This is a genomic window from Agrobacterium sp. 22094 (assembly GCF_052046015.1).
Lineage (GTDB): Bacteria > Pseudomonadota > Alphaproteobacteria > Rhizobiales > Rhizobiaceae > Agrobacterium > Agrobacterium cavarae.
The window spans coordinates 177440-203990 of record NZ_JBQEPX010000001.1 but is presented as its reverse complement, the minus strand read 5'-3'; the positions used below and the strand labels follow the sequence as shown (position 1 = coordinate 203990).

Genomic DNA, 26551 nt, shown 5'->3' with positions numbered 1-26551 from the left:
AAAATCAGTCGATGAACCGTTGCCACGCGGCGGATTTACTCCGCCGCAACACCCATTTTCAGCCGCTCCATTTCCTCAAGCGCACGGCGGTACTCGACCGGCATGACCTTGCGGAACTTCGGACGGAACTCGCTCCAGCGGTCAAGGATGTCCTTGGCGCGGGTGGAGTTGGTGTAGTGGAAGTGGTTGGAGATCATCTGGTACAGGCGCTCCTCGTCGTGGCGTGTCATGTCCTCGGAAACGTCGACGCGTCCCTTGTGCATGAGATCGCCGCCGTGATGGTGCAGCTTTTCCAGCATGTCGTCTTCTTCCGGAACCGGCTCCAGCTCGACCATCGCCATGTTGCAGCGCTTGGCGAAGTCGCCCGTCTCATCCAGAACATAGGCCACGCCGCCGGACATGCCGGCTGCGAAGTTGCGGCCGGTTTCACCCAGAACCACGACGATGCCGCCCGTCATATATTCGCAGCCATGGTCGCCCACGCCTTCGACAACGGCAATCGCACCCGAGTTGCGCACGGCAAACCGCTCGCCGGCCACGCCGCGGAAGTAGCACTCGCCGGTGATCGCGCCGTAAAGCACGGTGTTGCCGACGATGATCGAGTTTTCCGCAACGATACGGGCATTTTCCGGCGGACGCACGATGATGCGACCACCAGACAGACCCTTGCCGACATAGTCGTTGCCGTCACCGACCAGATCGAAGGTGATGCCACGCGCCAGGAACGCGCCGAAAGACTGACCAGCCGTGCCGCGCAGCGTCACGTGGATCGTATCGTCCTTCAGGCCCTTATGACCCCAGCGCTTGGCAAGCGCGCCGGACAGCATCGCGCCGGCGGAGCGGTCGACGTTCTTGATCGGTACTTCGAAGACCACCGGCTCGCGGTTTTCCAGCGACGGCATGGACTTCTCGATCAGCTTGCGGTCGAGAATGTCGTCGATCGGATGCTTCTGGCGCTCGGTCCAGTAGGTCGCTTCCTTCGGCGCTTCCACCTTGTGGAAGATGCGGCTGAAATCGAGCCCACGTGCCTTCCAGTGCGCCAGCATCTCATCCTTCTCCAGAAGCTCCGAAGCGCCGATGATCTCGTCCAGCCTGGAAACACCAAGCGAAGCGAGGATTTCGCGCACTTCTTCGGCAACGAAGAAGAAGTAGTTGATGACGTGTTCTGGCGTGCCCTTGAAGCGCTTGCGCAGAACCGGGTCCTGCGTGGCAACGCCGACAGGGCAGGTGTTGAGATGGCACTTGCGCATCATGATGCAGCCCGCCGCAATCAGCGGCGCGGTGGCGAAACCGAACTCGTCGGCCCCCAGAAGCGCACCGATGATGACGTCGCGACCGGTCTTCAGACCGCCATCCACCTGCAGCGCGATGCGCGAACGAAGACCGTTCAGCACCAGCGTCTGCTGAGTTTCGGCAAGACCGATTTCCCATGGGCTACCGGCATGCTTCAGCGAGGTGAGCGGCGATGCACCCGTGCCGCCATCGAAGCCGGACACGGTGATATGGTCGGCGCGTGCCTTGGCGACACCGGCAGCAACCGTACCCACACCCACTTCGGAGACGAGCTTGACGGAAACATCGGCTTCCGGGTTGACGTTCTTCAGGTCGTAGATCAGCTGTGCCAGATCTTCGATCGAGTAGATGTCATGGTGCGGCGGTGGTGAAATCAGGCCGACACCCGGCGTCGAGTGGCGGGTCTTGGCAACCGTTGCATCCACCTTGTGGCCGGGCAACTGACCGCCCTCGCCGGGCTTGGCACCCTGCGCAACCTTGATCTGCAGCATGTCGGCATTGACGAGATATTCCGTCGTCACACCGAAGCGGCCGGAGGCGATCTGCTTGATGGCGGAGCGTTCCGGGTTCGGCTGGCCGTTGAGAAGCGGCATGTAACGGTCGGACTCTTCGCCGCCTTCGCCCGTGTTGGACTTGCCGCCGATGCGGTTCATCGCAATCGCGAGCGTGGTATGCGCTTCACGGCTGATCGAACCGAAGGACATCGCACCAGTGGAGAAGCGCTTGACGATATCGACCGCCGGCTCGACCTCATCGATGGAAATCGGCTTGCGACCGGACTGCTCGGCGCTCTTGAGCTTGAACAGGCCACGAATGGTGTTCATGCGCAGGTTGCTGTCATTCACCATCTCGGCGAATTCGCGGTAACGCTCCTGGCTGTTGCCGCGCACGGCATGCTGCAGGGTGGCAACCGAATCCGGGCTCCAGGCGTGGCTTTCGCCGCGCATGCGATAGGCATATTCGCCGCCAATATCGAGCGTGTTGGCAAGGATCGGGTCCTTGCCGAAGGCCGCCATGTGGCGTGTCACGGTCTCTTCGGCAATTTCCTTCAGGCCCACACCTTCGATGGTGGTGGCGGTGCCGAAGAAATACTGCTCGATGAATTCCGACGACAGGCCGATGGCGTCGAAGATCTGCGCGCCGCAATAGGACTGGTAGGTGGAAATGCCCATCTTGGACATGACCTTGAGAATGCCCTTACCCACCGCCTTGATGTAGCGATAGACCACTTCATCTTCGGAGACTTCCTTCGGGAAGGCGCCATGCTTGTGCATGTCGAGCAGCGTGTCGAAGGCGAGATAGGGGTTGATCGCTTCCGCACCATAGCCGGCCAGCAGGCAGAAGTGATGGATTTCGCGCGGCTCGCCGGTTTCGACAACGAGACCGACCGAGGTGCGCAGACCCTTGCGGATCAGGTGATGGTGGACGGCAGCCGTTGCAAGCAGCGCCGGGATGGCGATGCGGTCCGGACCCACCTGACGGTCGGACAGAACGATGATGTTGTAACCGCCGCGAACGGCCGATTCCGCCCGCTCGCACAGACGATCGAGCATTTCCGGCATGCCTTCGGCGCCACGCTCCACATCATAGGTGAAGTCGAGCGTCTTGGTGTCAAAACGGTCTTCCGTGTGGCCGATGGAGCGGATCTTTTCCAGATCGCCATTGGTCAGGATCGGCTGACGCACTTCCAGACGCTTGGCACGGGCTGCACCTTGATGGTCCAGAAGGTTCGGGCGCGGGCCGATGAAGGACACAAGGCTCATCACCAGCTCTTCGCGGATCGGATCGATTGGCGGGTTGGTGACCTGCGCGAAGTTCTGCTTGAAATAGGTGTAAAGCAGCTTGGACTTTTCCGACATGGCCGAGATCGGCGTGTCAGTACCCATGGAGCCAACGGCCTCCTGGCCGGTGGTCGCCATCGGAGACATCAAAAGCTTGGTGTCTTCGCTGGTATAGCCGAAGGCCTGCTGACGATCGAGCAGCGAAACGTCGCGGCGCAGCGCGCGCGGCTCAACAGGCTTCAGGTCTTCCAGGATCAGCTGGGTGCGATCGAGCCAGGTGCGGTACGGGTGCTTGGCGGCAAGTTCGTGCTTGACGTCCTCATCCGAAATGATCTCGCCCTTTTCCATGTCGATCAGCAGCATCTTGCCAGGCTGCAGACGCCACTTCTTGACGATGCGCTCTTCCGGCACTGGCAGCGTGCCGGCTTCGGAAGCCATGATGATGCGGTCATCATCGGTGACGAGGTAGCGGGCTGGACGCAGACCGTTACGGTCGAGCGTCGCACCGATCTGCTTGCCATCGGTGAAGGCAACGGCAGCGGGGCCATCCCATGGCTCCATGAGCGCCGCGTGATATTCGTAAAACGCCTTGCGCTCAGCCGACATGGACTGGTTGCCAGCCCACGCTTCCGGGATCAGCATCATGACCGCATGGGCCATCGAGTAGCCGCCGCGCACCAGGAATTCCAGCGCGTTGTCGAAGCAGGCGGTATCCGACTGGCCCTCATAGGAGATCGGCCAGAGCTTGGAAATATCGTCGCCGAAGAGTTCGGACGAGACCGAAGCCTGACGCGCCGCCATCCAGTTGACGTTGCCGCGCAGCGTGTTGATTTCGCCGTTATGGGCAACCATGCGGTATGGGTGCGCCAGCTTCCAGGACGGGAAGGTGTTGGTGGAGAAGCGCTGGTGAACGAGCGCCACAGCACTTTCGAAGCGCGGGTCGGAGAGGTCCTTATAATAAGCGCCGACCTGATAGGCCAGGAACATGCCCTTGTAGACGATGGTTGAGGAGGAGAGCGACACCGGATAGAAATCCTGCGCTTCCTTGCCGCCGCCGGCATCATAGATGCGGTTGGACAGAACCTTGCGGATCAGGAACAGACGGCGTTCGAATTCGGCATTGGTCGCAGCTTCGCGACCCGCGCCGATGAAGACCTGCACGTGATGCGGTTCGGTCGCGGCAATGTCCGCCGCCTTGGAGAGCGAGGCATTGTCCACCGGCACGTCGCGGAAGCCGAGAAACTGCTGGCCCTCTTCGCCGATCACATCGACGATCACCTTCTTATAATGTTCGATGCGTTCCGGATCGCGCGGGAAGAAGATGTGACCAACGGCATATTCGCCGGCCTTGGGCAGCGTCACGCCCTGCTTTGCCATTTCCTCACGGAAGAAGCGGTCGGGGATCTGCACGAGGATGCCAGCTCCATCACCCATCAGCGGGTCGGCACCGACAGCGCCGCGATGCGTCAGGTTCTCAAGGATGAAGAGACCGTCCTTGACGATCTGGTGCGACTTCTGACCCTTCATATGCGCGACGAAGCCGACGCCGCAGGCATCGTGCTCATTGCGCGGATCGTAAAGACCCTGCTTGGCCGGAAGACCGCCAATCGTGGCGCGAGGCGCGATCGCCATCGGCGCGTCGCTCGGACAGTCATTCGTCTGAAGTGCCAGGGTCTGAAGTCCTTGGGCGTTTTCGCCTTCCAGCCGTATGGTCATTTTCATCCCTCCTGCAAACTCGTTGCATGGTGTCACGCAGAGAGGCGGAGGCCGATCCGGCTTCAATCCTGAAAGCCAAATCCGTCTCCGCATTTCAATTTAGGACAGCAATGCTGTCTTAATTCTGTCTGAACAATGACAGAAACACCCACCTTCCGCAAGGGGATGCCGTTAATTTATAGAGAACCATTGTGACGCGAAATTTCAACAGAACAAAGGAACGCGTAATTTTCTTCTCCGCCGGCGTCGGAATAATTGCTTTCATTACCGGATTTGCCTTGGCTGAAATATGCTCGTAAAACCACGGGCCTAGTCTTGCCAACCGTGCCAACCGCGCGACATTTCTGCCCGCAACATGCTTGAAAGTGCTGACGATGATTTTTGCCTCTGATAACTGGGCTGGCGCCCACCCGGCCATCAACGAGCGGCTGATGAAGGAATCCACCCGCTTTGCCGCCGCTTACGGCACCAGCGAACTGGACCAGGCGATTGAGAAGAAGTTCAATGAAATCTTCGAACGCGAAGTCGCTGTCTTCTTCGTCGGCACGGGCACGGCGGCGAACTCCCTGGCGCTCGCAAGCGTCGCCCGCCCCGGCGGCATCGCCTTTTGCCATTCCGAAGCCCATGTGATCGAGGACGAGTGCGGCGCGCCGATCTACTTCTCCAATGCCTCGCGGCTGATGCCGGTGGCAGGGCCAAACGGCAAAATGGTGCCAAAGAACTTGAAGGCTGCCATCGACCGCTTTCCGCCCGGCTCCATTCACCAGGGCCAGCCGATGCTGGTGACCATGACCCAGGCGACCGAGCAGGGCACGATCTACGATCTCGATGAGATCTCGGCGATCTCGCAAATCGCCAAGAGCGCCGGCGTTCCCTTGCATATGGATGGTGCGCGCTTTGCCAATGCGCTGACCGCGCTCGATACCACGCCAGCCGAAATGACCTGGAAGCGCGGCGTCGATATCCTCTCCTTCGGCGCAACGAAGAACGGCTGCTGGTGCGCGGAAGCCATCGTCTACATGGATCCGAAAATGGCAGAAGACCTGCCCTTCATCCGCAAGCGCTCCGCCCAGCTCTTCTCCAAGACCCGCTTCATGGCGGCCCAGTTCGACGCCTATTTCCAGAACGACCTGTGGCTGGAGCTTGCCGCCCATGCCAACGCCATGGCAAACCGCCTGCGCGACGGGCTCTCGGCCTCCAACAGCGCCCGCCTCGCCTGGCCCACACAGTCCAACGAACTCTTCGTCGTCCTGGACAAGCAATCTGCCAAGGCTGCCCGCGATGCCGGTGCCAGCTTCTATGACTGGCCGGTTCCGCACGACATGCAGCAGCCTGTCGGCGAAAACGAACAGCTGATCCGCCTCGTCACCAGCTTTGCGACGGAAGAGAGCGACGTGGATTCGTTTCTGCGTATTTGCGGTCGGGCGTAAGGCGCTGCACGCTCACGCATAACTGCCCGGCACCATCCCCTTCGCCGTAACCAGCGAGGAGAGTGCCCGCACCAGTTCTGCATCCGCGCCCTTGCGCGGCTGCAGCACGAACTCCACGTCTTCCAGCGAGGGCAGACTGCCTTGCGGTAACTCCCGCAAGCCGGACGGTGCCATGCTGCGAGGCTGGACAAGAACACCCATGCCGGCGCGGGCAGCCGCCGTCAGCCCGCTGAGACTTCCGCAGGTGCAGACGATCCGCCAGGCAACGCCAGCCCGATCGAGCGCTTCTTGCGCGGCTTTGCGCGTGATGCTGGGCGGCGGGAAGGCGATGAGCGGCAGCGCTTCCTTGCGGGCTAGGATCGCATCCGGGTCCTTGGCAAGCCAGATCAACGGCTCGCGATAAAGGAAATGGCCGAGCTGATCGCCAAGCCGACGCTTCGCCAGCACCACATCGAGTTCGCCATTGTCCTGCATCTGATAGAGCACGCCGGAAAGCGATACCGTCAGCTCCAGATCGACCAGCGGATAAAGCCTCGTGAACTCTTCCAGAATGACGGTGAGACGGCTTGCGACGAAATCCTCCGAAACGCCGAGACGCAGGCGACCGCGCAGCCTGCTCTCGCCGAAGAGAGCCGCCACCTTATTGTTGAGATCCAGCATATTGCGGGCATAGCCAAGAAGCGCCTCGCCCTCCGGCGTCAAGCGCACCCGATGGGTGTCACGGGCGATCAGCTTTTGGCCGAGCGACGCTTCCAGCCGCTGGATGTGCTGGCTGACGGTCGATTGGCCGATCCCCAACCGTTCGGCGGTCTGGGTGAAACTCATCGTCTGCTCGAGGGTAACGAAGCTTGCAAGATGTTGGAGGTTCAGCATGGCTATCTCGAAACATGATAACTGTTAGTTTTTGCATCTAGTTTCATGATGAGCGATAGTGGGGCTGATTTCAATCCGCAAACCGGCTTGGAGGGTGCGGGATCTTTCACGGTCCTCACGCTTTAGGTTGGTTACGACGGATCAAACGATTGCAGAGCGCCAAGCCCCTCGGCGCACCACATTCTAGAAAGGCCGCGCCATGAGCCGCTTCCTGCCAGACCGCTTCACCATGATGCTGGTCGCCACCGTCATCCTCGCCTCGCTGCTGCCGATCAGCGGAGAGCCTGCACATTATTTCTCCATCGCGACGAAATGCGCCATTGCGCTACTCTTCTTCCTGCATGGCGCACGTCTGTCACGTGATGTGGTACTGGCGGGCATGCTGCACTGGCGGCTTCACCTCGTCATCCTTCTCGTCACCTTTGGTATCTTCCCGCTATTCGGCATCTCGCTCGGTTACATTCCAGACAGCATACTGCCGCAGCCGCTCTATATGGGCGTGCTGTTTCTATGCGTTCTGCCGTCCACAGTGCAGTCCTCGATTGCCTTCACCTCCATGGCGGGCGGCAATGTCCCAGCGGCGATCTGCGCAGCCTCGGCTTCCAATATTTTCGGCATGTTCCTGACGCCTTTGCTCGTCGGCTTCCTCTTTACCGTCGGCGGCCACGGCGGCGGCTTTTCGCTCGATGCCTTTGGCCAGATTTTCCTGCAGCTGCTGCTTCCCTTCATTGCCGGTCAGGCTCTTCAACCGTGGATCGGCAACTGGATACGCGCCCGCAAGACGCTTCTGGCCCCCGTCGATCGCGGCTCAATTTTGATGGTCGTCTATCTCGCCTTCAGTGACGCCGTCGTGGAAGGCATCTGGCATCAGTTTACGCTGCGCGATATTGCCGTCGTCATCGGCATCAACATCGTGCTCCTGACGCTCGTGCTGTGCGTCACCATGTTCGGCAGCCGTTTGCTCGGCTTCAAGAAGGAAGACGAGATCACCATTACCTTCTGCGGATCGAAGAAGAGCCTCGCAAGCGGCGTGCCGATGGCTGGCGCCATCTTTGCCGGCCAAAGCATCGGCGCCATCGTCCTGCCCATCATGCTCTTCCACCAGATCCAGCTGATGGCCTGCGCCGTGATTGCGCAGCGCTATGCCAAGAAGGCGAAGGAAGCGGAGGCTGCGAAGATTGCTGCACCGGCGGCAGACGCGCCCGAGGCCGCTGCCATCGCCGCCAAGACGGCATCGTAAGGCGGCTGAGCGCGGCACGAGGCTGACGCCAGAGTGAGCCTCGCCCATCCATAAACGCAAAAAGACGGCCCCCTCGCGGGAGCCGTCTTCTCATTCACGCGCTAACCTCGAGGTTAGTTCACCTGGGTTGGCGTTACCTGTGCCTCGATCTGCTTCGGCGCGTCCGATGCGTCGGTCGCAATCGCGATGCGGCGGGGCTTCATGGCTTCGGGAATGTTGCGAAGAAGGTCGATATGCAGAAGACCGTTCTTCAGCGAAGCATTCTGCACTTCCACATGGTCGGCAAGCTGGAAGCGGCGCTCGAAGGCGCGCGTGGCAATGCCGCGATAGAGGAAGTCGCCCTCGGATGCCTTGGTGTCTTCAGCCTTCTCGGCCTTGACGGTCAACACATTGGCGCGGGATTCGATGCTGAGTTCAGTCTCGTCGAAGCCGGCAACCGCCATGGTGATGCGATAGGCATTCTCGCCGGTCCGCTCGATATTATAGGGCGGATAGGCCTGAGCCTGCTCCGGCTGGCCGATGCTGTCGAGCATCGAGAACAGACGGTCGAAACCGACGGTGGAGCGATAAAGTGGGGAAAAATCAACGTGACGCATGGTGTCCTCCTTAGAAGCGACTGTTTGCGAGTGTGGCTCTCCATCCCGTTCTGGCGATGAAAGAAACCTTGACACGGCCCCGTTCTGGCGACCGTGAGCAATAGGTGGGAATGGTGTTTTGGCAGTTCAAGAGGGAAAAAGGCATTCGATTTCACCTGAACGATTTCTGAATGGCAGGTTCCAGATCCGTTCATTGAGCGACCGCTAGAACCACCCTATCGGAGGCAACTTCGAGGGCAGAGAAGCATCGTCCCTTCTTCTTTGTCCGACTGGCCGGAACCGCGACTGCTAAACCGACGGTTCCGGCAATTTTTCCCGCCTTGTCCGTTTTGCGCATGTTTTCCTTTGACGGACACAACCGCTCAACCTATCCCCTTCAAACACCTCTCCGCACGACCACGATTTGCCCCGAGGCAGGATATCGATGACCGAAGCCATTCTCCATGAGACCAAAGGCAACCCCGTGCCCGACAACCGCCATGTCGGAACCTTTGAAGGCCATGGCAAGAAGAGCCTGCGCTACGCAATCTTCCGTTCCGAAAGACCGGTTGCACGCGGCACCATCGTGCTGCTGCACGGACGCAATGAAACGATCGAGAAATACTTTGAGACGATCCGCGATCTGACGGCCAAGGGCTTCTGGGTCGCCACTTTCGACACGCGCGGCCAGGGCGGCTCGGCGCGGCTGTTGAAAAAGGCGGACGCCGGCTATGTGCGCCGTTTTTCCGATTACCAGAAGGATGTATCGCTCTTTCTGGAACAGGTGGTGCTGCCGGATACCCGCCTGCCCTTCTTCTTGGTGGCACACTCCACCGGCGGGCTGATCGCGCTTTCCATGGCGCCGGAACTGTCCAACCGCATCGAGCGCATGGCGCTCTGCTCGCCCTTTGTCGGGCTTGGGGGCCAATCCGTTTCGCCACGCTGGATCAAGACCGTCGCCACGGCGCTGACATGGACGGGTTTTGGCGGCAAGCAATTGGGCAGGGATAATCGCGAACGGGATTTCGATGGTAATCCGCTGACCTCCGATTCCGACCGTTTTGCCCGAAACATTGCGATCGCCAACAGCCATCCGGAGCTTTTCATCGGCAGGCCTACGGCGCGCTGGCTCTACGAAGTCATGAAGATCATGCCGAAAGTGACGCGTCAGGATCGCCTGACCCGGATCACCATTCCCACCCTGTTGCTGGCCCCGGTTCTCGACACCATCACGCCCTATGCAGTGCAGGAGGAATTGTCGCGCAATTTCCGCGCGGCACAGTTGATCCCGGTCATCGGTGCGCGCCACGAACTGTTTCAGGAACGCGACATCTACCGTGCCCAGGCGCTTGCGGCGATCGACGCTTTCTTCGCCCCGGAAGAATAGCGTCGTCCCAGCCCCAAAAGTTTCAGAGGCCGGAGAGCAGCGCCAGCGCCTCCTCATGCACAGCCTTGCTGCCGGCAGCAATAATACGCCCCGCCCCTTCCGGTCGTCCGCCATCCCAGGTGGTGATGATGCCGCCCGCCTGTTCGATGATCGGGATCAGCGCACCGACATCATAGGGCTTCAGGCCGGATTCGATCACGAGATCCACATGACCGGCGGCCAGCAGCGCATAGGCGTAGCAATCCACGCCATAACGGAAGAGCCGCACCTTGTCCTGGATCTGGCCGTAACGCTCGGCCTCGGCGGCCGTGAAGATATGCGGCGAGGTGGTGAAGAGCACGGCGTCCGATAGCGATTGGCACGCCCGTGTCTTGATCTGCTTCTCACCTTCCTGCCCCTTGTACCAGGCCTTTTTCCCATCGGCGAAGTAGCGCTCACCGGTGAAGGGCTGGTCCATCAGGCCCATCTTGGCGCGCCCGCCCGATTGGAAGCCGATCAGCGTTCCCCAGACCGGCACGCCGGAAATGAAGGCGCGAGTGCCGTCGATCGGGTCGATCACCCAGATATGCTCACGGTCAAGGCCGATGCTGCCATGCTCTTCGCCAAGAATGCCGTGATCGGGAAAATGCTCGGTGATCAGAGCGCGGATCGCCGCCTCCGCCGCCTGGTCGCCTTCCGTCACCGGATCGTAGCCGCCAGCCTGCTTGTTATCGACGGCGATGCCGGTGCGAAACCGGGGCAGCGTCTCGGCCTTGGCGGCATCGGCAAGGCGGAAGAAGAAATTGCGATCTGGCAGCATGGAAGTCCCCGGCGTCTCTTTTGGAAGAGAGACATAGCGCGCCGGACCGTCTGTCGTCCACTCCCAAACAAAACGCGAAATTGCTCAGGCGCAGGGCATATTATCTGAGAATTCGCACAGCAGAAAAGCAAACGCCTTATTGGTGTGCATTTTTTAATCAAAAATAAAAATGATTGACAATTAAGCAGATTTCTCTACTCTGAAGGTCACAGTCTTTGACTGTAAATACCCTCCTTGGGTGTTTCCTCCCTAGACTTAACCGCGCGAAGGCGCGGTTTTTTTTGCCCATGCGATAGCCGCAAGGCAGAAACAGTTGAACAATGAGAGGGTGTTAAGCGACTTATTCGGCGGCAAGCGCCATGTCGATCGCGTATTCCGACACGAAAGCCGCCAACTGGCGCATGAAGATTTCCAGGGCCGATTGCATGGCCGGAAAATCCGCCGCCTTCAGAAACGTCTTCTCGTCCACATAGAGCGCACGGTTGACCTCGATCTGCAACGCATGCAGCGAGCGGATCGGCCGGCCATAATGCTCGGTGATGAAACCGCCGGCATAGGGCTTGTTGCACACGGCGGTGAAGCCAAGTTCTTCTAGGAAATGCAGCGCGGCACGGGAAATCTCGGCGGAAGCACTCGTGCCGTAACGATCGCCGATAATGATATCGGGGCGGATGTTCGAGCCCGCGAGGCGAATATTGCCCGGCATCGAATGGCAATCGATCAAGACAGCCATGCCGTGATTGGCATGGGTGCGTGAAACCAGCCGGCGCAGGCACGTATGATAGGGCTTATAGATGCCCTCGACACGCGACAGCCCCTCCTCCACCGATAGGCGGTGCGCGTAGATATCCATGTTCTCCGCCACGATGCGCGGCACGGTGCCAAGACCGCCTGCAACGCGCATGGAGCCGATATTGGCGTAAGATGGCAGTGCGCCGTCGAACATGCGAGGATCGAGCTCATAGGGCTCGCGGTTGACATCCAGATAGGCGCGGGGAAAATTGGCCTTCAGCAGCGGCGCGCCGATATCAGGAGCGCACGCAAAAAGCTCATCGACGAAGCAATCTTCCGAGCGGCGGATTTCGTAGGAATCGAGCCGCGAGGATTCAAGAAAGGAAACGGGGTAACAGCGGCCACTATGGGGTGAATTATAGACGAAGGGAATGCTGTGCACCGCTGGCTCGCACACCTCGAACAGCTCATATTCGCCCGTCACCCAGTCCATGCCGTCCCGTTTACCATGTCATAATTCTGCCAGACGCATCATGTTGCCAGTTGCGCCAGTGCAAGTCCATACTGGCAGGCAGTCACCCTCTCGTGATTCTACCATTCACATGATATTTACTCCGACAATGGTACAATCGCGATAGGGTATCCCAATAATTCTGTAGTTACGGTCACTTATATGGTTCAGAAAATTCTTCTCGCCGAAGACGACAATGACATGCGCCGCTTCCTGGTGAAGGCGCTTGAAAAGGCCGGATACAAGGTCTCGTCCTTCGATAATGGTGCAAGCGCCTATGATCGGCTTCGCGAAGAGCCTTTCTCACTGCTTTTGACCGATATCGTCATGCCGGAAATGGACGGCATCGAGCTTGCGCGCCGCGCCACCGAACTCGATCCCGACCTCAAGGTCATGTTCATCACCGGTTTCGCAGCGGTTGCTTTGAATGCTGATTCGAAGGCGCCGAAGGATGCCAAGGTGCTTTCCAAGCCATTCCACCTTCGCGACCTCGTCGACGAGGTCAACAAACTCCTTGTGGCGTAAGGGTTTCAAAAAAACCTGTCACAAAATCGAAAAAGGCAGTTGACGCTTCATTCGGTTATGTGATTTATGCGCCGCAACGGAGGGCGTGTAGCTCAGCGGGAGAGCACTACGTTGACATCGTAGGGGTCACAGGTTCAATCCCTGTCACGCCCACCATCCGAATTCAAAGAAATCAAGGCCTTGCAAAATATTGCAGGGCCTTTTTCTTTATTGTCCCGCCCTTCCCCAGACAGCAATATAACGCACACAGGACCACGTCGCTGGCGTTCGAAACAGCAAGCCAGAACGCACCGTGGCGAAGAGCCAGTGCGGCATGAGTTCCCTTCGCTCCGAGGATGAGTCCGGGCGCGATAGAAACAGGACTATGTGATAAAGGTAGACGAATGAGCAATCGCACCTCATCTGGGCTGAGGCGCTTCGTCAGCGCCGCCTCAGGTCCGTGGAAAGCAGCAATCTGCTTTTTTGGCGTCGTTGCAGCTCTGATGGCAATGAATGCCGTAGCGATCCTGTGCGGATGGTACACGCTCTCCAATCGCCTCGTAGCCTATACCGCTCTCGCTGCCGTCGGATTTTTCGTATCCGTGCTCCTGCAAGCCTATTTCAGCCTCACCGCCTCTAGACGGGATCGGGCAGACAGGAAGTAGCGACTTTTCAATTATCAGAAAGCGCGATACAAATCGGAAAATCCGAATGTAAAAGCGCCATGACGAAAAAATTCCTCATCATCGATCCCGAGACCGACCACACCGTGTTGAAGGGCATTGCCTCGCCGACGCGAGCGACCATGTTGAAAATGCTGCATGACCGCGGCCCGATGAATGTCAACGACATGGCGGCGGCTCTGGAACTGCCGCAATCGACTGTTTCCACCCATATCCAGATTCTGGAAGATGCCGGCCTGCTGCAGAGCGAAACGCAGAAGGCGCGCAAGGGCAGCCAGAAAATCTGTCGCGCCACGGTGGAAGAGGTTGTTGTCGTCTTCAAAAGCGAGGTGCGTGAGCCGCGCAAGGACATGATCGAGGTGGCCATGCCAGTGGGTCTTTACACCGGCTTCGAGGTAACGGCGCCTTGCGGGCTCTGCTCCACAGACGGCATTATCGGGCTTCTCGATGTGCCGAATGCGCTTCTGGATCCGGACCGGATGAAGGCCGGGCTGATCTGGTTTACCCGTGGCCATGTGGAATATCAGTTCCCCAACAATGCCAAACTCTCCAACGCCGCAATTCGCGAGCTTGAAGTGGCGGTGGAGCTGAGCTCGGAAGTGCCAGGAACCAGCGCCGACTGGCCGTCTGACATAACGCTGACCATCAACGGCAAGAAGGTCGGCGTGTGGACCTCGCCCGGAGATTTCGGCGATAAGCGTGGCGTCTATACGCCAGACTGGTGGAAGCTCAAGGGCTCGCAATATGGCAAGCTGAAGAACTGGCGCGTCGGACCGGACGGCACCTTCGTCGATGGCGTGCAGATTTCCGATGTGACGCTGGCCGACCTCGATCTCGCCAGCCATCACTCCATTCGCGTGCGCATCGGTATCGAGGACGACGCTTCCCATCCAGGCGGCATCAATATCTTCGGCAAGGGCTTTGGCAATTACGATCAGGACATCGTTCTGCGCCTGAAAATCGAATAATATCAAGAATTCCGATATTTAAAATAAGAAAGCGACATCAAGTTGTTAGAAATTACGGGTAGCTTCTTCACGCGGCATCAGCGCTCTTCCGGTTGACCCTTACCGGATTTTCCGATTTATTATCAGCAATGGCGATACATATCGTTTTTTATGATATTAATGGGAGGAATGCATGAAGGTGTCGGTTGTGGCGCATCCGCAATTTGTCGTGGCGGATATTGATCCAAGACTCTACGGGTCTTTCATCGAGCATCTCGGTCGCGCGGTCTATACCGGCATCTACGAGCCAGCCCACGAAGCGGCCGATCAGAACGGCATGCGTCAGGATGTCATCGATCTCGTCAAGGAACTGGATGTTCCGATCGTGCGCTATCCCGGCGGCAACTTCGTTTCCGCCTACAATTGGGAAGATGGTGTTGGCCCGAAGGAAGAACGTCCCGTACGCCTCGATCTTGCCTGGCATACTTCTGAGAGCAACGAAGTCGGCCTGCATGAATTTGCCGACTGGTGCGTATCCGCCAACACCGAAATGATGCTGGCCGTCAATCTTGGCTCACGTGGTCTGGATGAAGCGCGCAATATACTGGAATATGCCAATCACCCCGGCGGCAGCGAGTGGAGCGACAAGCGCATTGCCAATGGGCGCAAGGAGCCCTTCGACGTCAAGCTCTGGTGCCTCGGCAACGAGATGGATGGCCCCTGGCAGATCGGCCACAAGACAGCCGATGAGTATGGCCGCCTGGCCCATGAGACCGCCAAGGCCATGCGCGCCTTCGACAGCTCGCTCGAACTTGTCGTCTGTGGCTCGTCCAACGCCAAGATGCCGACCTATCCGGAGTGGGAAGCAACCGTTCTCGATCACACTTATAATGAGGTCGATTACATCTCGCTGCATATGTATTTCGACAATCACGCCAATAATGTCGGCAACTATCTGGCGATGAACCAGAAGCTCGACGACTACATCATGTCGGTCGCAGGCGTCATTGATTACATCAAGGCCAAGAAACGCTCCTCGCGCCAGGTCTATATCTCATTCGACGAATGGAACGTCTGGTATCACTCGAAGGAACAGGACAAGAAGACGCTTGCCGGTGCCGATGGCTGGCCCTTTGCCCCACCGCTTCTGGAAGACATCTACACGTTTGAGGATGTGCTGCAGGTCGGCCTGATACTCAACACCTTCATTCGCCGTTCGCATGTGGTGCGCATTGCCTGCCTGGCGCAGCTCGTGAACGTCATTGCGCCGATCATGACCGCGCCGAACGGACCGGCCTGGCGCCAGACGATCTTCTATCCCTTCCTGTTTGCCTCCCGCTACGGTCGCGGCAAGGCGCTGGATCTGAAGGTCGACAGCCCCACCTATAAGAGCGATGTGGCGGGCGAGGTATCCTGCCTCGACGTATCCGCCGTGCATGACGAGGAAGGCCGCTTCGTCAGCTTCTTCATTGTCAACCGCTCCGACAAGGAGATCGAGGCCGACTTCGACGTCGCAGCCTTCGGCAGCGAAAGCAGCATCGCCGATCACCAGGTCATGACCCATGCCGATCTGAAGGCCGTCAACACGCAAGCGAATATGAACAACGTCGCGCCGAAAAAGGCCGATACTGCAACGCTTGCCAACGGGCGGCTTTCGGCGCGTTGCGCTCCCTACTCCTACCAGATGCTCCGCATCAAGGTCTGACCGGCTGAGCCGGGAATGCCAGACGGGTCATGGGAGGAGAGACAATGACGGCAAGTATCGATATCAACAATGTGAGCAAGCACTTCGGCGGGCTGACCGTTTTCGAAGGGCTGTCGCTTTCCATTCCGGCGCATGAATTCGTCGTCTTCCTCGGCCCTTCCGGCTGCGGCAAGTCCACGCTTTTACGCATGATTGCCGGGCTGGAAAGTGTCGATGACGGCGAAATCCGCATCAATGGCGAACGCATCGACGACCAGCCGCCCGGCAAGCGCGGCGTCGCCATGGTCTTCCAGTCCTATGCGCTCTATCCGCATATGACGGTGCGCGACAACATGGCCTTCGGGCTGAAGAACATCGCCGTCGACAGCTCCGTCATCGATGCCCGTATTGCCGAAGCCGCACGCATGCTGGAGATCGGCCATCTGCTGGAGCGCAAGCCCGGCCAGCTGTCCGGAGGCCAGCGCCAGCGCGTCGCCATCGGTCGTGCGGTGGTTAAGGAGCCGAAAGCCTTTCTCTTCGACGAGCCGCTGTCCAATCTCGATGCTGCATTGCGTACCCGCACCCGCATCGAGCTTGCCCAACTGCACCAGCGGCTGAAATCAACGATGATCTTCGTCACCCATGACCAGATCGAAGCCATGACGCTGGCAGACCGAATCGTCGTCATGAACAACCGGCAGATCGAGCAGATCGGTACTCCGATGGAGATCTACAATCGTCCCGCCAGCCGCTTCGTCGCCGGCTTCGTCGGTGCCCCGGCAATGAATTTCCTGCCCGTCACCATCGGCACGGATGCTGGCTTGGTGAGCGTCGAAACCGCCTCCGGCATCAAGATCGCAACCGCCATTCCCGCCGCAGGCATCGCGCCCGGCGCATTCGAACTCGGCCTGCGCTCGGAAGACGTGCGCATCACCACACCCGGCAGCGGCTCTGCCGAAGGCATTGTGGATGTGGTGGAGCGGCTGGGAGAGCGCACGCTGGTCTATGTGCGCCTTGCCGACGGCCAGCAGCTTGTCGGCTCCGATAGCGGCGATAGCCGTGTTACGGTCGGCGACCGGGTGGCCCTCTCCTTCGATAGCGCCAAGGCGCATCTCTTCGATGCGTCAGGCCGCGCCTGGCATGCGCGGGAGGTGGGTCATGGCTGAAGCACTGACCGCAGCAAATAAAGCCCCAATCAAGCGAAGAAAAAGCGTCGATATCTACGCGCCGCAATGGCGAAACTTCGTCTTCGTCGCGCCCTATCTCGTCTTCTTCGTCACGCTGCTTGTCGTTCCGCTCTTCTGGGGAATCTGGCTGTCCTTCCACAAGGCGGATACATTCTCCTCCGGCCGCTTCATCGGCCTCGGAAATTATGTCCGCCTGTTCAATGACAAGATCTTCCTGCAGTCGATCTGGAACACCTTCTATTTCGTTCTCTTGACCGTCCCGTCGCTGGCCTTGCTCGGCCTGTTTCTGGCGCTCTGCCTTAACAAGCGCACCCGCAGCGCCGCCGTTCTCAGAGGCCTGTTCTTTTCGTCGTCGGTTCTCTCCGTCACCATCGTCACGCTGATCTGGCGGATCGTCTACATTCCCGATATCGGCCTTCTGTCGATGATTTTCGGCCTGTTCGGTGCTCGTGCCCCTGCCTTCCTGTCGGACCCGAGCCTTGCTATGATCGGCATCGCTATCGCCACCGTCTGGTGGTGCATCGGCCTGCCGATGATGCTGTTTCTCTCGGCCCTTCAACAGATCCCGCAGGATATCTACGAGGCCGCAGCCCTCGATAATGCCAACCGCTGGCAGACGCTGCGGTCCATCACCCTGCCCTCGATCAAGCGCACCTTCGTGCTCGTCGTCATCATCCAGATCGTCTTTCAGTTCCAGCTCTTCGGCCAGGCGCTGTTGATGACGCGCGGTGGCCCGAACAACCTCACCAAGCCGATCGTCTTCTATATCTACGAAACCGCCTTCCGCCGCTGGGATCTTGGCCTCGGTGCCGCCGCGTCCGAAGTGCTTTTCGTGCTGATCCTGATCGCGGCCATGGTGCAATTTCTGGTGTCCCGCAGAAAGGCAGATGCGTGATGGCTTCGCAAAACTCCAACATCATCGGCAGATCCTTCGGCGACCGCGTTCTCTACGGCCTCGTCATCCTTCTGGCCATCGTCATGGCAGCGCCTGTCATTTACGTCATCGCGCTGTCCTTGAAAGACAACAATGCGCTGATGGTCGATCCGCATTCGGTCTTCCATCTGCCCTACACGATCAAGAACTATATCGACACGATCGGCACCTCCAGCGTGTTCCTCTGGGTGTTCAACAGCATCGTGGTGGCGGGCGGCATGACGATCATGACGCTGATCCTGTCGTCGCTAGCGGGTTATGGCTTCGCCCGGCTGAACTTCCCCGGTCGCGACGTGCTATTCGTCCTCGTGCTATTGGGTCTCGCCGTGCCGGAACAGGCGGTGCTGATTGCCCGCCATCAGATCTTCAGCTGGCTTGGCCTGCACAATTCCTATCCGGGCTTGATCCTGCCCGGTCTGTCGTCCGCCTTCGGCGTGTTCCTGATGACGCAATATTTCCGCGCCATTCCAAAGGAGCTGGATGAGGCGGCGATCCTGGATAATGCCAGCCGCTTCCGCGTCTTCTGGAAGGTGCTTCTGCCACTGACCGTTCCGGCCCAAGCGACACTTGGCATCTTCACCTTTCTCGGCGCCTGGAACGATTACTTCTGGCCGCTGATCTCTGCGACGAAGAAGGAAATGTTCACGCTCACCGTCGGCATTGCCTCGACGCAAATGAACTTTGCCCAGTCGCAGGGCATCGGCTTTCTGATGGCGCAGGCGGTGTTCGCCGGCGCACCGATCCTGATCATCTATCTGTTTTTCCAGAAATATATCGTCACCGCCGTCTCTGGCGCGGCGGTGCGGTGATGCATGACGCTCCGGCCAAGATGCAAGGCCTGAACGAATGAGGAAAAGACGCCGCTCGCCCAGCGACGGCGAAACCTGAGGAGGAGGAGACTATCATGACTTTGAGGACATTGTTTCTCGCCACCATATCCGCAGCCGCGGTGCTGGTCGCATCACCAAGCTTTGCCGAGACCGAATTGCAGGTGCAGCGCTTCTTCGGCGCTTGCGATGCAGACTTTGGCAAGAACACCGATGTCAGCAAGGCGGTGGGCGAATGCGGCATCATCACCTCGATGATCAACAAATTCGCTGCCGACAATCCCGATATCAAGATCAATGTCACCACGGTGGAATGGCCGGGCTACGACCAGTTGACCGCTCAGTTCGCCTCGGGCGACGCACCGGATATCGTCACCATCCATGAATCTGTCCTGTCCGACTATCAGTCCAAGGATCTGCTGGTCCCGCTTGACGACATGCTGAAGACGGTCGGCGTGACGCCGGACAAATTTACCGACGCCGCCAAGGAAGGTGTCACCAAGAACGGCAAGATCTACGGCCTGCCGATCGACAACTGGACCATGCTCTATCATATCAACATGGACCTGTTCAAAACCGCAGGCCTCGTCAATGCCGATGGCACGCCGATCCTGCCAAAGTCGCCGGAAGAGTTGCTGGCCCAAACCGAGCAGTTCAAGCAGAAGACCGGCAAGCCCTATTTCGTCCAGAACCTTGCCAACGAGACGGCGCTCTATGCCCGCAATCTCTACACCTACCTCTTCCAGCAGAATTCCGATTTCTTCGCTGATCCGAAGAAGGTGAAGTTCAACACGCCGGAAGCACGCAAGATCGTGGAGATGTACAAGACCATCTTCGAAAAGGACGACACGACGAAGGACCTTGATTACGGCGGCTCCATCAACGCGTTTCTCGGCGGTGAAGGCGGTGTGCACCTGAACGGCACCTGGATGGTCGGCGACTACAATGCCCAATCTGAAAAGCCGGGCACTGCGCTGAACAAGGGCGGCTATGCGGTCTATCCCTATCCGCAGCTCTTCCCTGGCGCCAAGGCGCAATATGCCGATGGCCACAGCTGGGCGGTTTCCAAGAAGGATCGCACGCCGGAGCAGGAAGCGGCCATCGCCAAGTTCCTGAAATTCTTTGCCGATAATGATTTTGAATGGTCGCGCACAGGTCACCTGCCAGCTTACAAGGCGGTCATCGACTCCGCCGAGTTCAAGGCGCTGCCGCATCGCGACACGATTGCGCCGATCGCCACGCTCGGCAAGCCGCTGCCCTCTGCCGTCCAGCGCCAGTTCGCCATTCAAGACATTGTCGGCGAGGAAATGAGTGCGGCCATCACCGGCCAGAAGGACGTCGATTCTGCGCTCGCCGACATGGAAAGCCGCGTCAACGAGCTTCTCGCCAACCTCTGATCTGCCGGCTGCAGCCCTTTGCTGCGGTCTCTCGCGTCTCGCCTACCCTCCCGGGGGCGAGGCGCGAGATTTTGTTTGAGGGAGAGCGCGACCTCTTTTTCACCCTTGTGGTCGATATGATTTGGAAAAGACCACTCTTGGTCCTATGGGTGAAGCCCACTTCATCGCCCGAGACAGTTAACGACCGTGCCTAGAATGCAAAGCGACACCCGCCAGACAATCGTGCGTCTTCTCTCCACCATGGCAAGCGCCAAGGAGATCGACCAGTATCTGAAACGCTTCTCCCAGCTCGATGCCAAGCGCTTCGCGCTCGTCAACATCGATGGCGCCATTCTGCGCGATGCGCAGGAGGCAGAGGCCACCGCCTCTTCTCTGTCGTTTCTGCAGCAAGTGGGGCTGACACCGATTGTTCTGTTGGGACGTAGTTCTGGGGCAGAGGATGAGAGCGCCACGCACGAGAGGGCAGCCAGCGCCGATGGCGAGCCACAAGAGACTGCCGATGGCGAGACGTTTGATGGCCTCAACCTGAAGCTCGTTCAATTGCTGCAGGAGCAAGGCACGCGCGCCACCTCGATCACGGCAGGCGTGTTTGCAGCAGACGTTCCGACAAGCAATGCCAGCTCTCGCCTCGCAACAGTGAGCGCAGTGAGATTGGCGCCGATCGAAGCCAGTCTCGATGCAGGATCGATCCCTGTCATCAGCAGTGTTGGCGAAACCCCATCCGGCCAGACAATAGAGATCGGCAGCGATGACGCGACCAACGAGTTGGTGCGCGCGCTGCAGCCCTTCAAGGTGATCTTTCTCACGAGCTCTGGCGGCTTGCGCCATGACAATGGTCGCAGGATCGACTCGATCAACCTCTCCACAGAATACGACCAGTTCGCAGAGAAGGCCTATTCGGACAGCGGCTTCACCTTCAAGATCGAGCGGATGAAGCAATTGCTCGATGGCTTGCCAATGGAATCCTCGATCTCCATCACCAACCCGGCCAACCTGGCGCAAGAGCTTTTCACCCATAAGGGCTCCGGCACGCTGATCCGCCGTGGTGAACGGGTGCTGCGCGCCACATCATGGGAAGAACTCGACCTGACCCGCTTGCGGGCGCTGATTGAATCGAGTTTCGGACGACGCGTCGTCGACGATTATTTCCAGCGCACTCGGCTGCTGCGCGCCTATATCAGCGAGCACTACCGCGCCGCCATCATCCTGACGGAAGAGGATGGCGTACCCTATCTCGACAAATTCGCAGTGCTGGACGAAGCACAGGGAGAAGGCCTCGGCCGTGCGGTCTGGAAGGTCATGCGCGAAGAGACGCCGCAATTGTTCTGGCGCTCGCGCCACAACAATCAGGTCAACATCTTCTACTACGCCCAGTCCGATGGCTGCTTCAAACAGGAGCGGTGGAAAGTGTTCTGGTGCGGCCTGACGGATTTCTCGCAGATCGAAAAATGCGTCGCCCATTGTGCCGTGCGACCAACGACCTTGATCAACACTGAAACAAAACCGTGAAGGAGAAGGCGCCGTGCCACACGCAATAAATCTACGGGCCGTTCCGGGCGTCTTCAGCGTCGCGCGCCTTTCGCCCGATGCCACGTTGCCTGCATGGTTTGACGGCCCCGGCTTTTCCGCCATGGTCAGAAGCGACGACGAACTGACCCTCGTCTGCCTGCAGGACCGGGTACCAACAAACGTCGAAGTCGAACCAAACTGGCGCTGCTTCCGCAGCCTCGGCCCGATCCCGTTTAATGCTACGGGTATTCTCCAATCGCTGATACAGCCGATCTCCGAACAGGGCATCGGCGTCTTCGTGCTCTGCACCTTTGATGGCGAGCATATCCTTGTGCCGGAGAAAGAGTGGGATCGAGCGGCGCGCCTGCTTGAAGAGGCAGGACATCGCTTCGCTTCGTAAGCGCGAGCAGCTTCTCACGAACACGAATATCAGGAGCGACGCCTCATTTCGCTTCGCGGCACCGCTGGGAGCAGAATTTCACAGTCTCCCAGTCTTTCGCCCATTTCTTCCGCCAGACGAAGGGCCGCCCGCACACCGGGCATATCTTGGACGGCAATTCGGATTTCTTGCGTTGTTTCGGCATTGAAACGCCTCTGGTGTTTTTCCAGCTTACGGCAAGGACTGCCACCTGGATCATCGGAGCGTCGGATCGGCGAGCATCGGGCAAGAATCTCCGCATCAAGCATTCCTTGATGGCAACCAATTATGCATCATGACAGTCTTACCACCGATCGATCATCTGGAAGACATCATGGCTTTTGAACAATTCGTCACCGATTACGGCATAGCCGCCGTCCTGATTGGCTCAGGCGTGGAGGGAGAGACCGTGGCGTTTCTGGGCGGCGTGCTTGCCCACAAGGGCGTGTTTCCCTACTGGCAGGCTGCCGTGGCCGCTGCGGCGGGCTCGTTCCTGGCAGATCAAATTCTGTTTTATCTCGGCCGCTACGCGAGCGGCGTCAAAGCCGTCAAACGCTTGACTGCAAAACCCGCCATGACGCGGGTAACGTCATGGCTCGAAAAGCATCCCAACGCCTTCATTTTCTGTTTCCGCTTCGTCTATGGCATTCGCACCATCAGCCCGGTCGCAATCGGCCTCTCGTCCATCTCGCCGCTTCGCTTCTTTGCCATCAACCTGGTCTCCGCCGCCACCTGGGGCACCGTCATCACAGCTATCGGCTATGGATTGGGACAGGCCGTCGAGACCCTCATCGGCAGGCTCGGGCTTGGCCACCATATGGCTGTCGCCATCATTCCAGCCCTTGTCATCATCGCCGCCATCGCATTCGGCGCGCATCATTACATCCGGTCATCGGAGAAAACATAAGCGGCGTGAGGAGGACGATCACCGCACAGGCAACGCACCAGCGCTTGTCTGCCGCCTCTGCTCGTCGATCTGTCGCTGCTGATCCTCGAACCGCTGATCATATCCTGCAAAGGCGCGCTCAAGCTCGGGGCGCGGAACCTGCGCATCGCGCAGATCCTTGACCTCGGCTTCCATGCGAAGCCGATCTTCGGAGCTGCGTTGCTGGCGCCACTCCATCTCCTGCCGCGTTACCATTCGCTCCGTCATCGCAATGATGCTCTGCTGCGTGGTGTCGGCGAGTTTCGCGACCGCTGTCTGCGCCAGTTCGGAGTTCTTCAGGATCGCGGTATCCAGCCGGCTCTGATCCTTGCTGAGCGTGCCATAGACGAAAGCGCTCAGCGCCGCCAAAATCGTGAAGGAGACGCCGACCGCCGACCAGACGACCGGCCACTGCGTGCGGCTGCGCTCCGCAAGGCTGGCGGACAGCCCCGAGATCGACGAACGCATCTCGTTGGCAATCGCCGACATGGTGTTTTCCACCTGCTTGAAACCGGAGCGCATCTCGGTTTCAAGATCGCTTTGCCGGCGCCCAAGATTGGTGACGCGCTCGCCGAGCTGGGCGGTCGCGGCGTCACTATAGGCCCGGTGGGCATCGTTGCCATTCATCTCGTCAGGTCCCATCATTTTCTCCGCGGCGCGGTGCCGCTCCGTCGAAGCGCGTTCTCACGCCATCGTAAAAGGAAGCGCAGCGCCCCGTGCGCTGATCGGCAAGCTCGGCAGCCACCTCCCATCGCAACTGCGTGTTGCGCGGCTTTTCGATGCCGTATTTCGGAACGACCCTCGGCATCTTCTGGCGACATTCGTCCGGCAAATCCGGCAGGCGCACACCTGCCGCGAGCCGTCCTGTCGCATCAGCGGCCGCAATCAGCCGCGCCTCTTTGCCGGCACAGCCAGAGACGATCAGCATCGCTCCAGCGGTAATCGCCATCATCCATCTTCTGATTGTCATTGCGGATCGCCTTTTCGAGTTGGGCTTCAAGCGCCTGCTGCGCCAGCGCGTCCGCCGCCGCACGTTTGCGATAATCTTCCAGCGCCAGCGCTGCGGCATTGCGCTGTCGTTCGAGTTCGGCCGCCTTGGCCTCGGCCGCGGTCTTTTCGGAGAGCAGCACATAGCCTTTCAGCAGCGCCGCATCATGCGCGGAAAGCCACAGCCGAAAGCCGCCCAGGACCAGCAAGACAAAAAGGATCAGCGCTGCCAGGCGCGCCACAAGCGAGGTCGGAAAGAAGACACTCATAGGCCGCTCACACAAAGTTCGGCTTCACCGATGCGCTGCGCGTCCCCCATCTCCCGACGATTGACAAGCCCACGCACGATGCGCCCATCCGCCCGGTTAAACGCCGTCTGCGCCTCACACGCCGCCCGCCACTGCCCCGCTTCGATCCGCGCCTTCGCGGTCGACCGGCACCAGGCCCCGACGCCAAAATTATAGGACCCGGAAATCATCGACGCACGAACGCTGACGGGTGCCGCCCCAAGCTTCGGCGAACATTGCATGATCGACTGATAATAATCGTCATGCACCCGGCGCAGCAGCATATCGCGACACTGCGCCTTCGTCTTCCTCATGCCCGGACCCACACCCTGGGTCTCGCCGTAGCAAATATCCCAGATCTTCGCGAAAGGGTCCCAGTGCGACGTCAACACCAGCCCTTCCCAGGGAATGATGGCCTTCTCCACTGCCAGAATGACCGCAGGGTCCATCCGCCCCGCATCCGAATAAAGGTCATAAGCCGCATAACCACCCGCAGCGACACTGGCCAGCACAGCCGCAACAGCCGCCCGACCACGCCGCGTCGGCACAATCCTATTGATCGGCATCCGATACACCTTTTTGAGCAAGAATTCGGGAGATAAAGGCCGCGCAAGTCGCGGCACCAGATAGCGCGGCGAACAACCCGCGCGGAATTTCGACGGAACCATCGATGATCGGCAGAAAGACTTCTAGGCCGGACAGAAGTCCGGCGAGCACGATCCATCGAATGGACCAGGCGCGTTTGAGCACCTGCCACCAATTTGAGATGAGCATGGGGATGTCCCTGATTGTTGGATTATGCTGCTACAGGCGAAACGTTACGAGGCGTCTTACAGCGCCTGCTGCTCTGCCTTGAAGGCATTGATGCGATCGTCACGCTCGATCGGCGGGACATCATGCGGAACGTGAAGCGTGTTTACGTTTCCCTGAGGATACACCACGGAAACCGTAATGTTGCCTTGGGCATCGTACTGCAAGTAAAGCTCGACGTCTTCCATTTATGCCACCTTGAAGAAAATGCCGGCGTAACCGCTGTTGTTGCCTCGGCTGAAGCCTTGGCCTGTGAGATCGGGCCACGTGCCGAAAGTCTGCGTATTGCCCAGGAACGAAACGGAGGAAGCCGTTCCGGACGCCACCTGTGACGCTGTGCCGCCAATCAGGGCAGCGATGAAGGTTGAGTTGGAACCGAAGGCCTGAAAGATGGCTGTCGTGGTGTCACCGTTTATCCCGACCCAATAGAGCCCCGGATTAAGCGTCAGGTTCCCGCCGACGATTGCGGCGCTCATTGCGCCAGTCGTTCCCGCCGACATGCTTGCCGTAGCGCCAAGACCATTGCCCGAAGGCAGTTTGGTGGCAGGGTCAGCGGCATAGATCGCAAGCTGAAAGGCTTTGCCGCTTTCGGCAGTGGTTACGCGAACCGCGAGTTCAGAGATCGTCACCCGCTCTTTGATGACGATCGGATGAAACTTGATTTGCCCGCCGACGACAGCAGCGCCGGCAGAGACGAGTGTGTTGAGACCCTGATAATAGTTGCCCGAGATATAGCCGAAGAAATCGGCATTATCCTGGCGCACCCAAGAAGCAACTGCGGCAGTCGCGTCGCGGCAAATATACTCGATGCCTGTGGACTGGTTGAACCACTTGGATCCGACCTCGAAACCGGCTGCGCTATCGTCGGTCGCGCCAGGGACGGTATCGGTGGCGTATCGGTTTTCTGTAAACATCGCGAGGAGACGATTAAGCTTCTCTCGGATGCTCGCGCCCTTGTCCTCGTTTGAAATCAATGAAAGACCCATTAGCTATCCTTCCATGATGCTGTGTCGTCCCAAGCACCAGCATCGTTCCATGCACCGGTCGCTAGAAGCCAAACCAGCACGGGCTGCACCAAAGCAGCGACAATTCCCCGGCCGAGAGCCAAAGAACGT

The 26551-nt window shown here is 59.1% G+C and carries 27 protein-coding genes and 1 tRNA gene; 15 read left to right on the top strand and 13 right to left on the bottom strand.

Going from position 1 to position 26551, the window contains the following annotated elements; all coding sequences use genetic code 11:
* Positions 1 to 35: 35 nt before the first annotated feature.
* Positions 36 to 4790 (bottom strand): glutamate synthase large subunit, encoded by a 4755-nt coding sequence (gltB, locus tag ACTJK5_RS00960; RefSeq protein WP_440611654.1) that lies wholly within the window; start codon positions 4788 to 4790, stop codon positions 36 to 38.
* A gap of 374 nt (positions 4791 to 5164) precedes the next feature.
* Between gltB and ACTJK5_RS00955 the strand changes: the two genes are divergently transcribed.
* Positions 5165 to 6220 (top strand): threonine aldolase family protein, encoded by a 1056-nt coding sequence (locus ACTJK5_RS00955; RefSeq protein ID WP_112953604.1) that lies wholly within the window; start codon positions 5165 to 5167, stop codon positions 6218 to 6220.
* Between the two features lie 12 nt (positions 6221 to 6232).
* Here the strand turns inward: ACTJK5_RS00955 and ACTJK5_RS00950 are convergent, their stop codons facing one another.
* On the bottom strand, positions 6233 to 7093 hold the full coding sequence (locus ACTJK5_RS00950; protein WP_062427882.1) for a LysR substrate-binding domain-containing protein: 861 nt from the start codon (positions 7091 to 7093) through the stop codon (positions 6233 to 6235).
* 199 nt (positions 7094 to 7292) lie between these two features.
* Here ACTJK5_RS00950 and ACTJK5_RS00945 point away from each other — a divergent pair, with 199 nt between their 5' ends.
* Entirely contained in the window at positions 7293 to 8333 is a 1041-nt protein-coding gene (locus ACTJK5_RS00945; protein ID WP_062598883.1) for a bile acid:sodium symporter family protein, read from the top strand.
* Positions 8334 to 8446: 113 nt separating this feature from the next.
* On the opposite strand, the gene ACTJK5_RS00940 is transcribed toward ACTJK5_RS00945, so the two are convergent.
* On the bottom strand, positions 8447 to 8929 hold the full coding sequence (locus ACTJK5_RS00940; protein ID WP_062598884.1) for an Hsp20 family protein: 483 nt from the start codon (positions 8927 to 8929) through the stop codon (positions 8447 to 8449).
* 424 nt (positions 8930 to 9353) lie between these two features.
* Here ACTJK5_RS00940 and ACTJK5_RS00935 point away from each other — a divergent pair, with 424 nt between their 5' ends.
* On the top strand, positions 9354 to 10295 hold the full coding sequence (locus ACTJK5_RS00935) for an alpha/beta fold hydrolase (protein WP_440611653.1): 942 nt from the start codon (positions 9354 to 9356) through the stop codon (positions 10293 to 10295).
* Positions 10296 to 10317: 22 nt separating this feature from the next.
* On the opposite strand, the gene hisN is transcribed toward ACTJK5_RS00935, so the two are convergent.
* Together hisN and ACTJK5_RS00925 are read right to left on the bottom strand one after the other, a co-directional pair.
* Positions 10318 to 11094: a histidinol-phosphatase gene (gene hisN / locus ACTJK5_RS00930; RefSeq protein WP_112953600.1), complete on the bottom strand. Its 777-nt coding sequence runs from the start codon at positions 11092 to 11094 to the stop codon at positions 10318 to 10320.
* A 340-nt stretch (positions 11095 to 11434) separates the two neighbouring features.
* A complete protein-coding gene (locus tag ACTJK5_RS00925; RefSeq protein ID WP_440611652.1) occupies positions 11435 to 12319 on the bottom strand; it encodes an N-formylglutamate amidohydrolase in 885 nt (294 codons plus the stop codon).
* Positions 12320 to 12499: 180 nt separating this feature from the next.
* Between ACTJK5_RS00925 and cpdR the strand changes: the two genes are divergently transcribed.
* The 11 genes from cpdR to ACTJK5_RS00870 all read left to right on the top strand — a co-directional run bounded on the left by cpdR (position 12500) and on the right by ACTJK5_RS00870 (position 22409).
* The gene (cpdR, locus tag ACTJK5_RS00920; RefSeq protein ID WP_027675545.1) at positions 12500 to 12862 is read left to right on the top strand and encodes a cell cycle two-component system response regulator CpdR; all 363 of its coding nucleotides are present in this window, start codon (positions 12500 to 12502) and stop codon (positions 12860 to 12862) included.
* Between the two features lie 81 nt (positions 12863 to 12943).
* A tRNA-Val gene (locus ACTJK5_RS00915) sits at positions 12944 to 13018 on the top strand.
* A 227-nt stretch (positions 13019 to 13245) separates the two neighbouring features.
* Positions 13246 to 13506, top strand: coding sequence for a hypothetical protein (locus ACTJK5_RS00910; protein ID WP_440611651.1), 261 nt, complete (start codon positions 13246 to 13248; stop codon positions 13504 to 13506).
* A 59-nt stretch (positions 13507 to 13565) separates the two neighbouring features.
* Positions 13566 to 14492, top strand: coding sequence for an ArsR/SmtB family transcription factor (locus tag ACTJK5_RS00905; RefSeq protein WP_440611650.1), 927 nt, complete (start codon positions 13566 to 13568; stop codon positions 14490 to 14492).
* 172 nt (positions 14493 to 14664) lie between these two features.
* Entirely contained in the window at positions 14665 to 16176 is a 1512-nt protein-coding gene (gene arfA / locus ACTJK5_RS00900) for an arabinosylfuranosidase ArfA (RefSeq protein WP_440611649.1), read from the top strand.
* A 44-nt stretch (positions 16177 to 16220) separates the two neighbouring features.
* A complete protein-coding gene (locus ACTJK5_RS00895) occupies positions 16221 to 17321 on the top strand; it encodes an ABC transporter ATP-binding protein (RefSeq protein ID WP_296102133.1) in 1101 nt (366 codons plus the stop codon).
* Positions 17314 to 18237 (top strand): carbohydrate ABC transporter permease, encoded by a 924-nt coding sequence (locus tag ACTJK5_RS00890; protein WP_440611648.1) that lies wholly within the window; start codon positions 17314 to 17316, stop codon positions 18235 to 18237. Before ACTJK5_RS00895 ends, ACTJK5_RS00890 begins: the two co-directional genes overlap by 8 nt.
* The gene (locus ACTJK5_RS00885; protein ID WP_296076324.1) at positions 18237 to 19085 is read left to right on the top strand and encodes a carbohydrate ABC transporter permease; all 849 of its coding nucleotides are present in this window, start codon (positions 18237 to 18239) and stop codon (positions 19083 to 19085) included. The genes ACTJK5_RS00890 and ACTJK5_RS00885 overlap by 1 nt, the downstream gene beginning before the upstream one ends.
* Before the next feature lie 95 nt (positions 19086 to 19180).
* Positions 19181 to 20500: an ABC transporter substrate-binding protein gene (locus tag ACTJK5_RS00880; RefSeq protein ID WP_440611647.1), complete on the top strand. Its 1320-nt coding sequence runs from the start codon at positions 19181 to 19183 to the stop codon at positions 20498 to 20500.
* Positions 20501 to 20695: 195 nt separating this feature from the next.
* On the top strand, positions 20696 to 22009 hold the full coding sequence (locus tag ACTJK5_RS00875; protein WP_440611646.1) for an acetylglutamate kinase: 1314 nt from the start codon (positions 20696 to 20698) through the stop codon (positions 22007 to 22009).
* A 13-nt stretch (positions 22010 to 22022) separates the two neighbouring features.
* Positions 22023 to 22409, top strand: a complete 387-nt coding sequence (locus ACTJK5_RS00870) for an ACT domain-containing protein (RefSeq protein WP_210251741.1) — start codon at positions 22023 to 22025, stop codon at positions 22407 to 22409.
* A 43-nt stretch (positions 22410 to 22452) separates the two neighbouring features.
* Here ACTJK5_RS00870 and ACTJK5_RS00865 read toward each other — a convergent pair whose 3' ends face one another.
* On the bottom strand, positions 22453 to 22593 hold the full coding sequence (locus ACTJK5_RS00865; RefSeq protein ID WP_082447324.1) for a DUF2256 domain-containing protein: 141 nt from the start codon (positions 22591 to 22593) through the stop codon (positions 22453 to 22455).
* A gap of 168 nt (positions 22594 to 22761) precedes the next feature.
* On the opposite strand from ACTJK5_RS00865, the gene ACTJK5_RS00860 reads away from it, so the two are divergent.
* Positions 22762 to 23334 carry a DedA family protein gene (locus tag ACTJK5_RS00860; RefSeq protein WP_194286729.1) on the top strand — a complete coding sequence of 191 codons (573 nt, stop codon included), beginning with the start codon at positions 22762 to 22764 and terminating at the stop codon, positions 23332 to 23334.
* An 18-nt stretch (positions 23335 to 23352) separates the two neighbouring features.
* Here ACTJK5_RS00860 and ACTJK5_RS00855 read toward each other — a convergent pair whose 3' ends face one another.
* Genes ACTJK5_RS00855 through ACTJK5_RS00825 form a run of 7 tightly spaced genes read right to left on the bottom strand, consistent with a single transcriptional unit; the run spans position 23353 to position 26422 of the window.
* Entirely contained in the window at positions 23353 to 23994 is a 642-nt protein-coding gene (locus ACTJK5_RS00855) for a hypothetical protein (RefSeq protein WP_153311674.1), read from the bottom strand.
* Positions 23984 to 24280: a hypothetical protein gene (locus ACTJK5_RS00850; RefSeq protein WP_153311673.1), complete on the bottom strand. Its 297-nt coding sequence runs from the start codon at positions 24278 to 24280 to the stop codon at positions 23984 to 23986. The genes ACTJK5_RS00855 and ACTJK5_RS00850 overlap by 11 nt, the downstream gene beginning before the upstream one ends.
* Positions 24225 to 24608 carry a hypothetical protein gene (locus ACTJK5_RS00845; RefSeq protein WP_153311672.1) on the bottom strand — a complete coding sequence of 128 codons (384 nt, stop codon included), beginning with the start codon at positions 24606 to 24608 and terminating at the stop codon, positions 24225 to 24227. The genes ACTJK5_RS00850 and ACTJK5_RS00845 overlap by 56 nt, the downstream gene beginning before the upstream one ends.
* On the bottom strand, positions 24605 to 25192 hold the full coding sequence (locus ACTJK5_RS00840; RefSeq protein ID WP_153311671.1) for a lysozyme: 588 nt from the start codon (positions 25190 to 25192) through the stop codon (positions 24605 to 24607). The genes ACTJK5_RS00845 and ACTJK5_RS00840 overlap by 4 nt, the downstream gene beginning before the upstream one ends.
* On the bottom strand, positions 25179 to 25400 hold the full coding sequence (locus tag ACTJK5_RS00835; RefSeq protein ID WP_112953583.1) for a hypothetical protein: 222 nt from the start codon (positions 25398 to 25400) through the stop codon (positions 25179 to 25181). The genes ACTJK5_RS00840 and ACTJK5_RS00835 overlap by 14 nt, the downstream gene beginning before the upstream one ends.
* Before the next feature lie 56 nt (positions 25401 to 25456).
* Positions 25457 to 25624, bottom strand: coding sequence for a hypothetical protein (locus ACTJK5_RS00830; protein ID WP_440611645.1), 168 nt, complete (start codon positions 25622 to 25624; stop codon positions 25457 to 25459).
* Complete coding sequence (locus tag ACTJK5_RS00825) at positions 25625 to 26422, bottom strand: hypothetical protein (RefSeq protein WP_274103067.1); 798 nt, start codon at positions 26420 to 26422, stop codon at positions 25625 to 25627.
* Positions 26423 to 26551 lie beyond the last annotated feature (129 nt).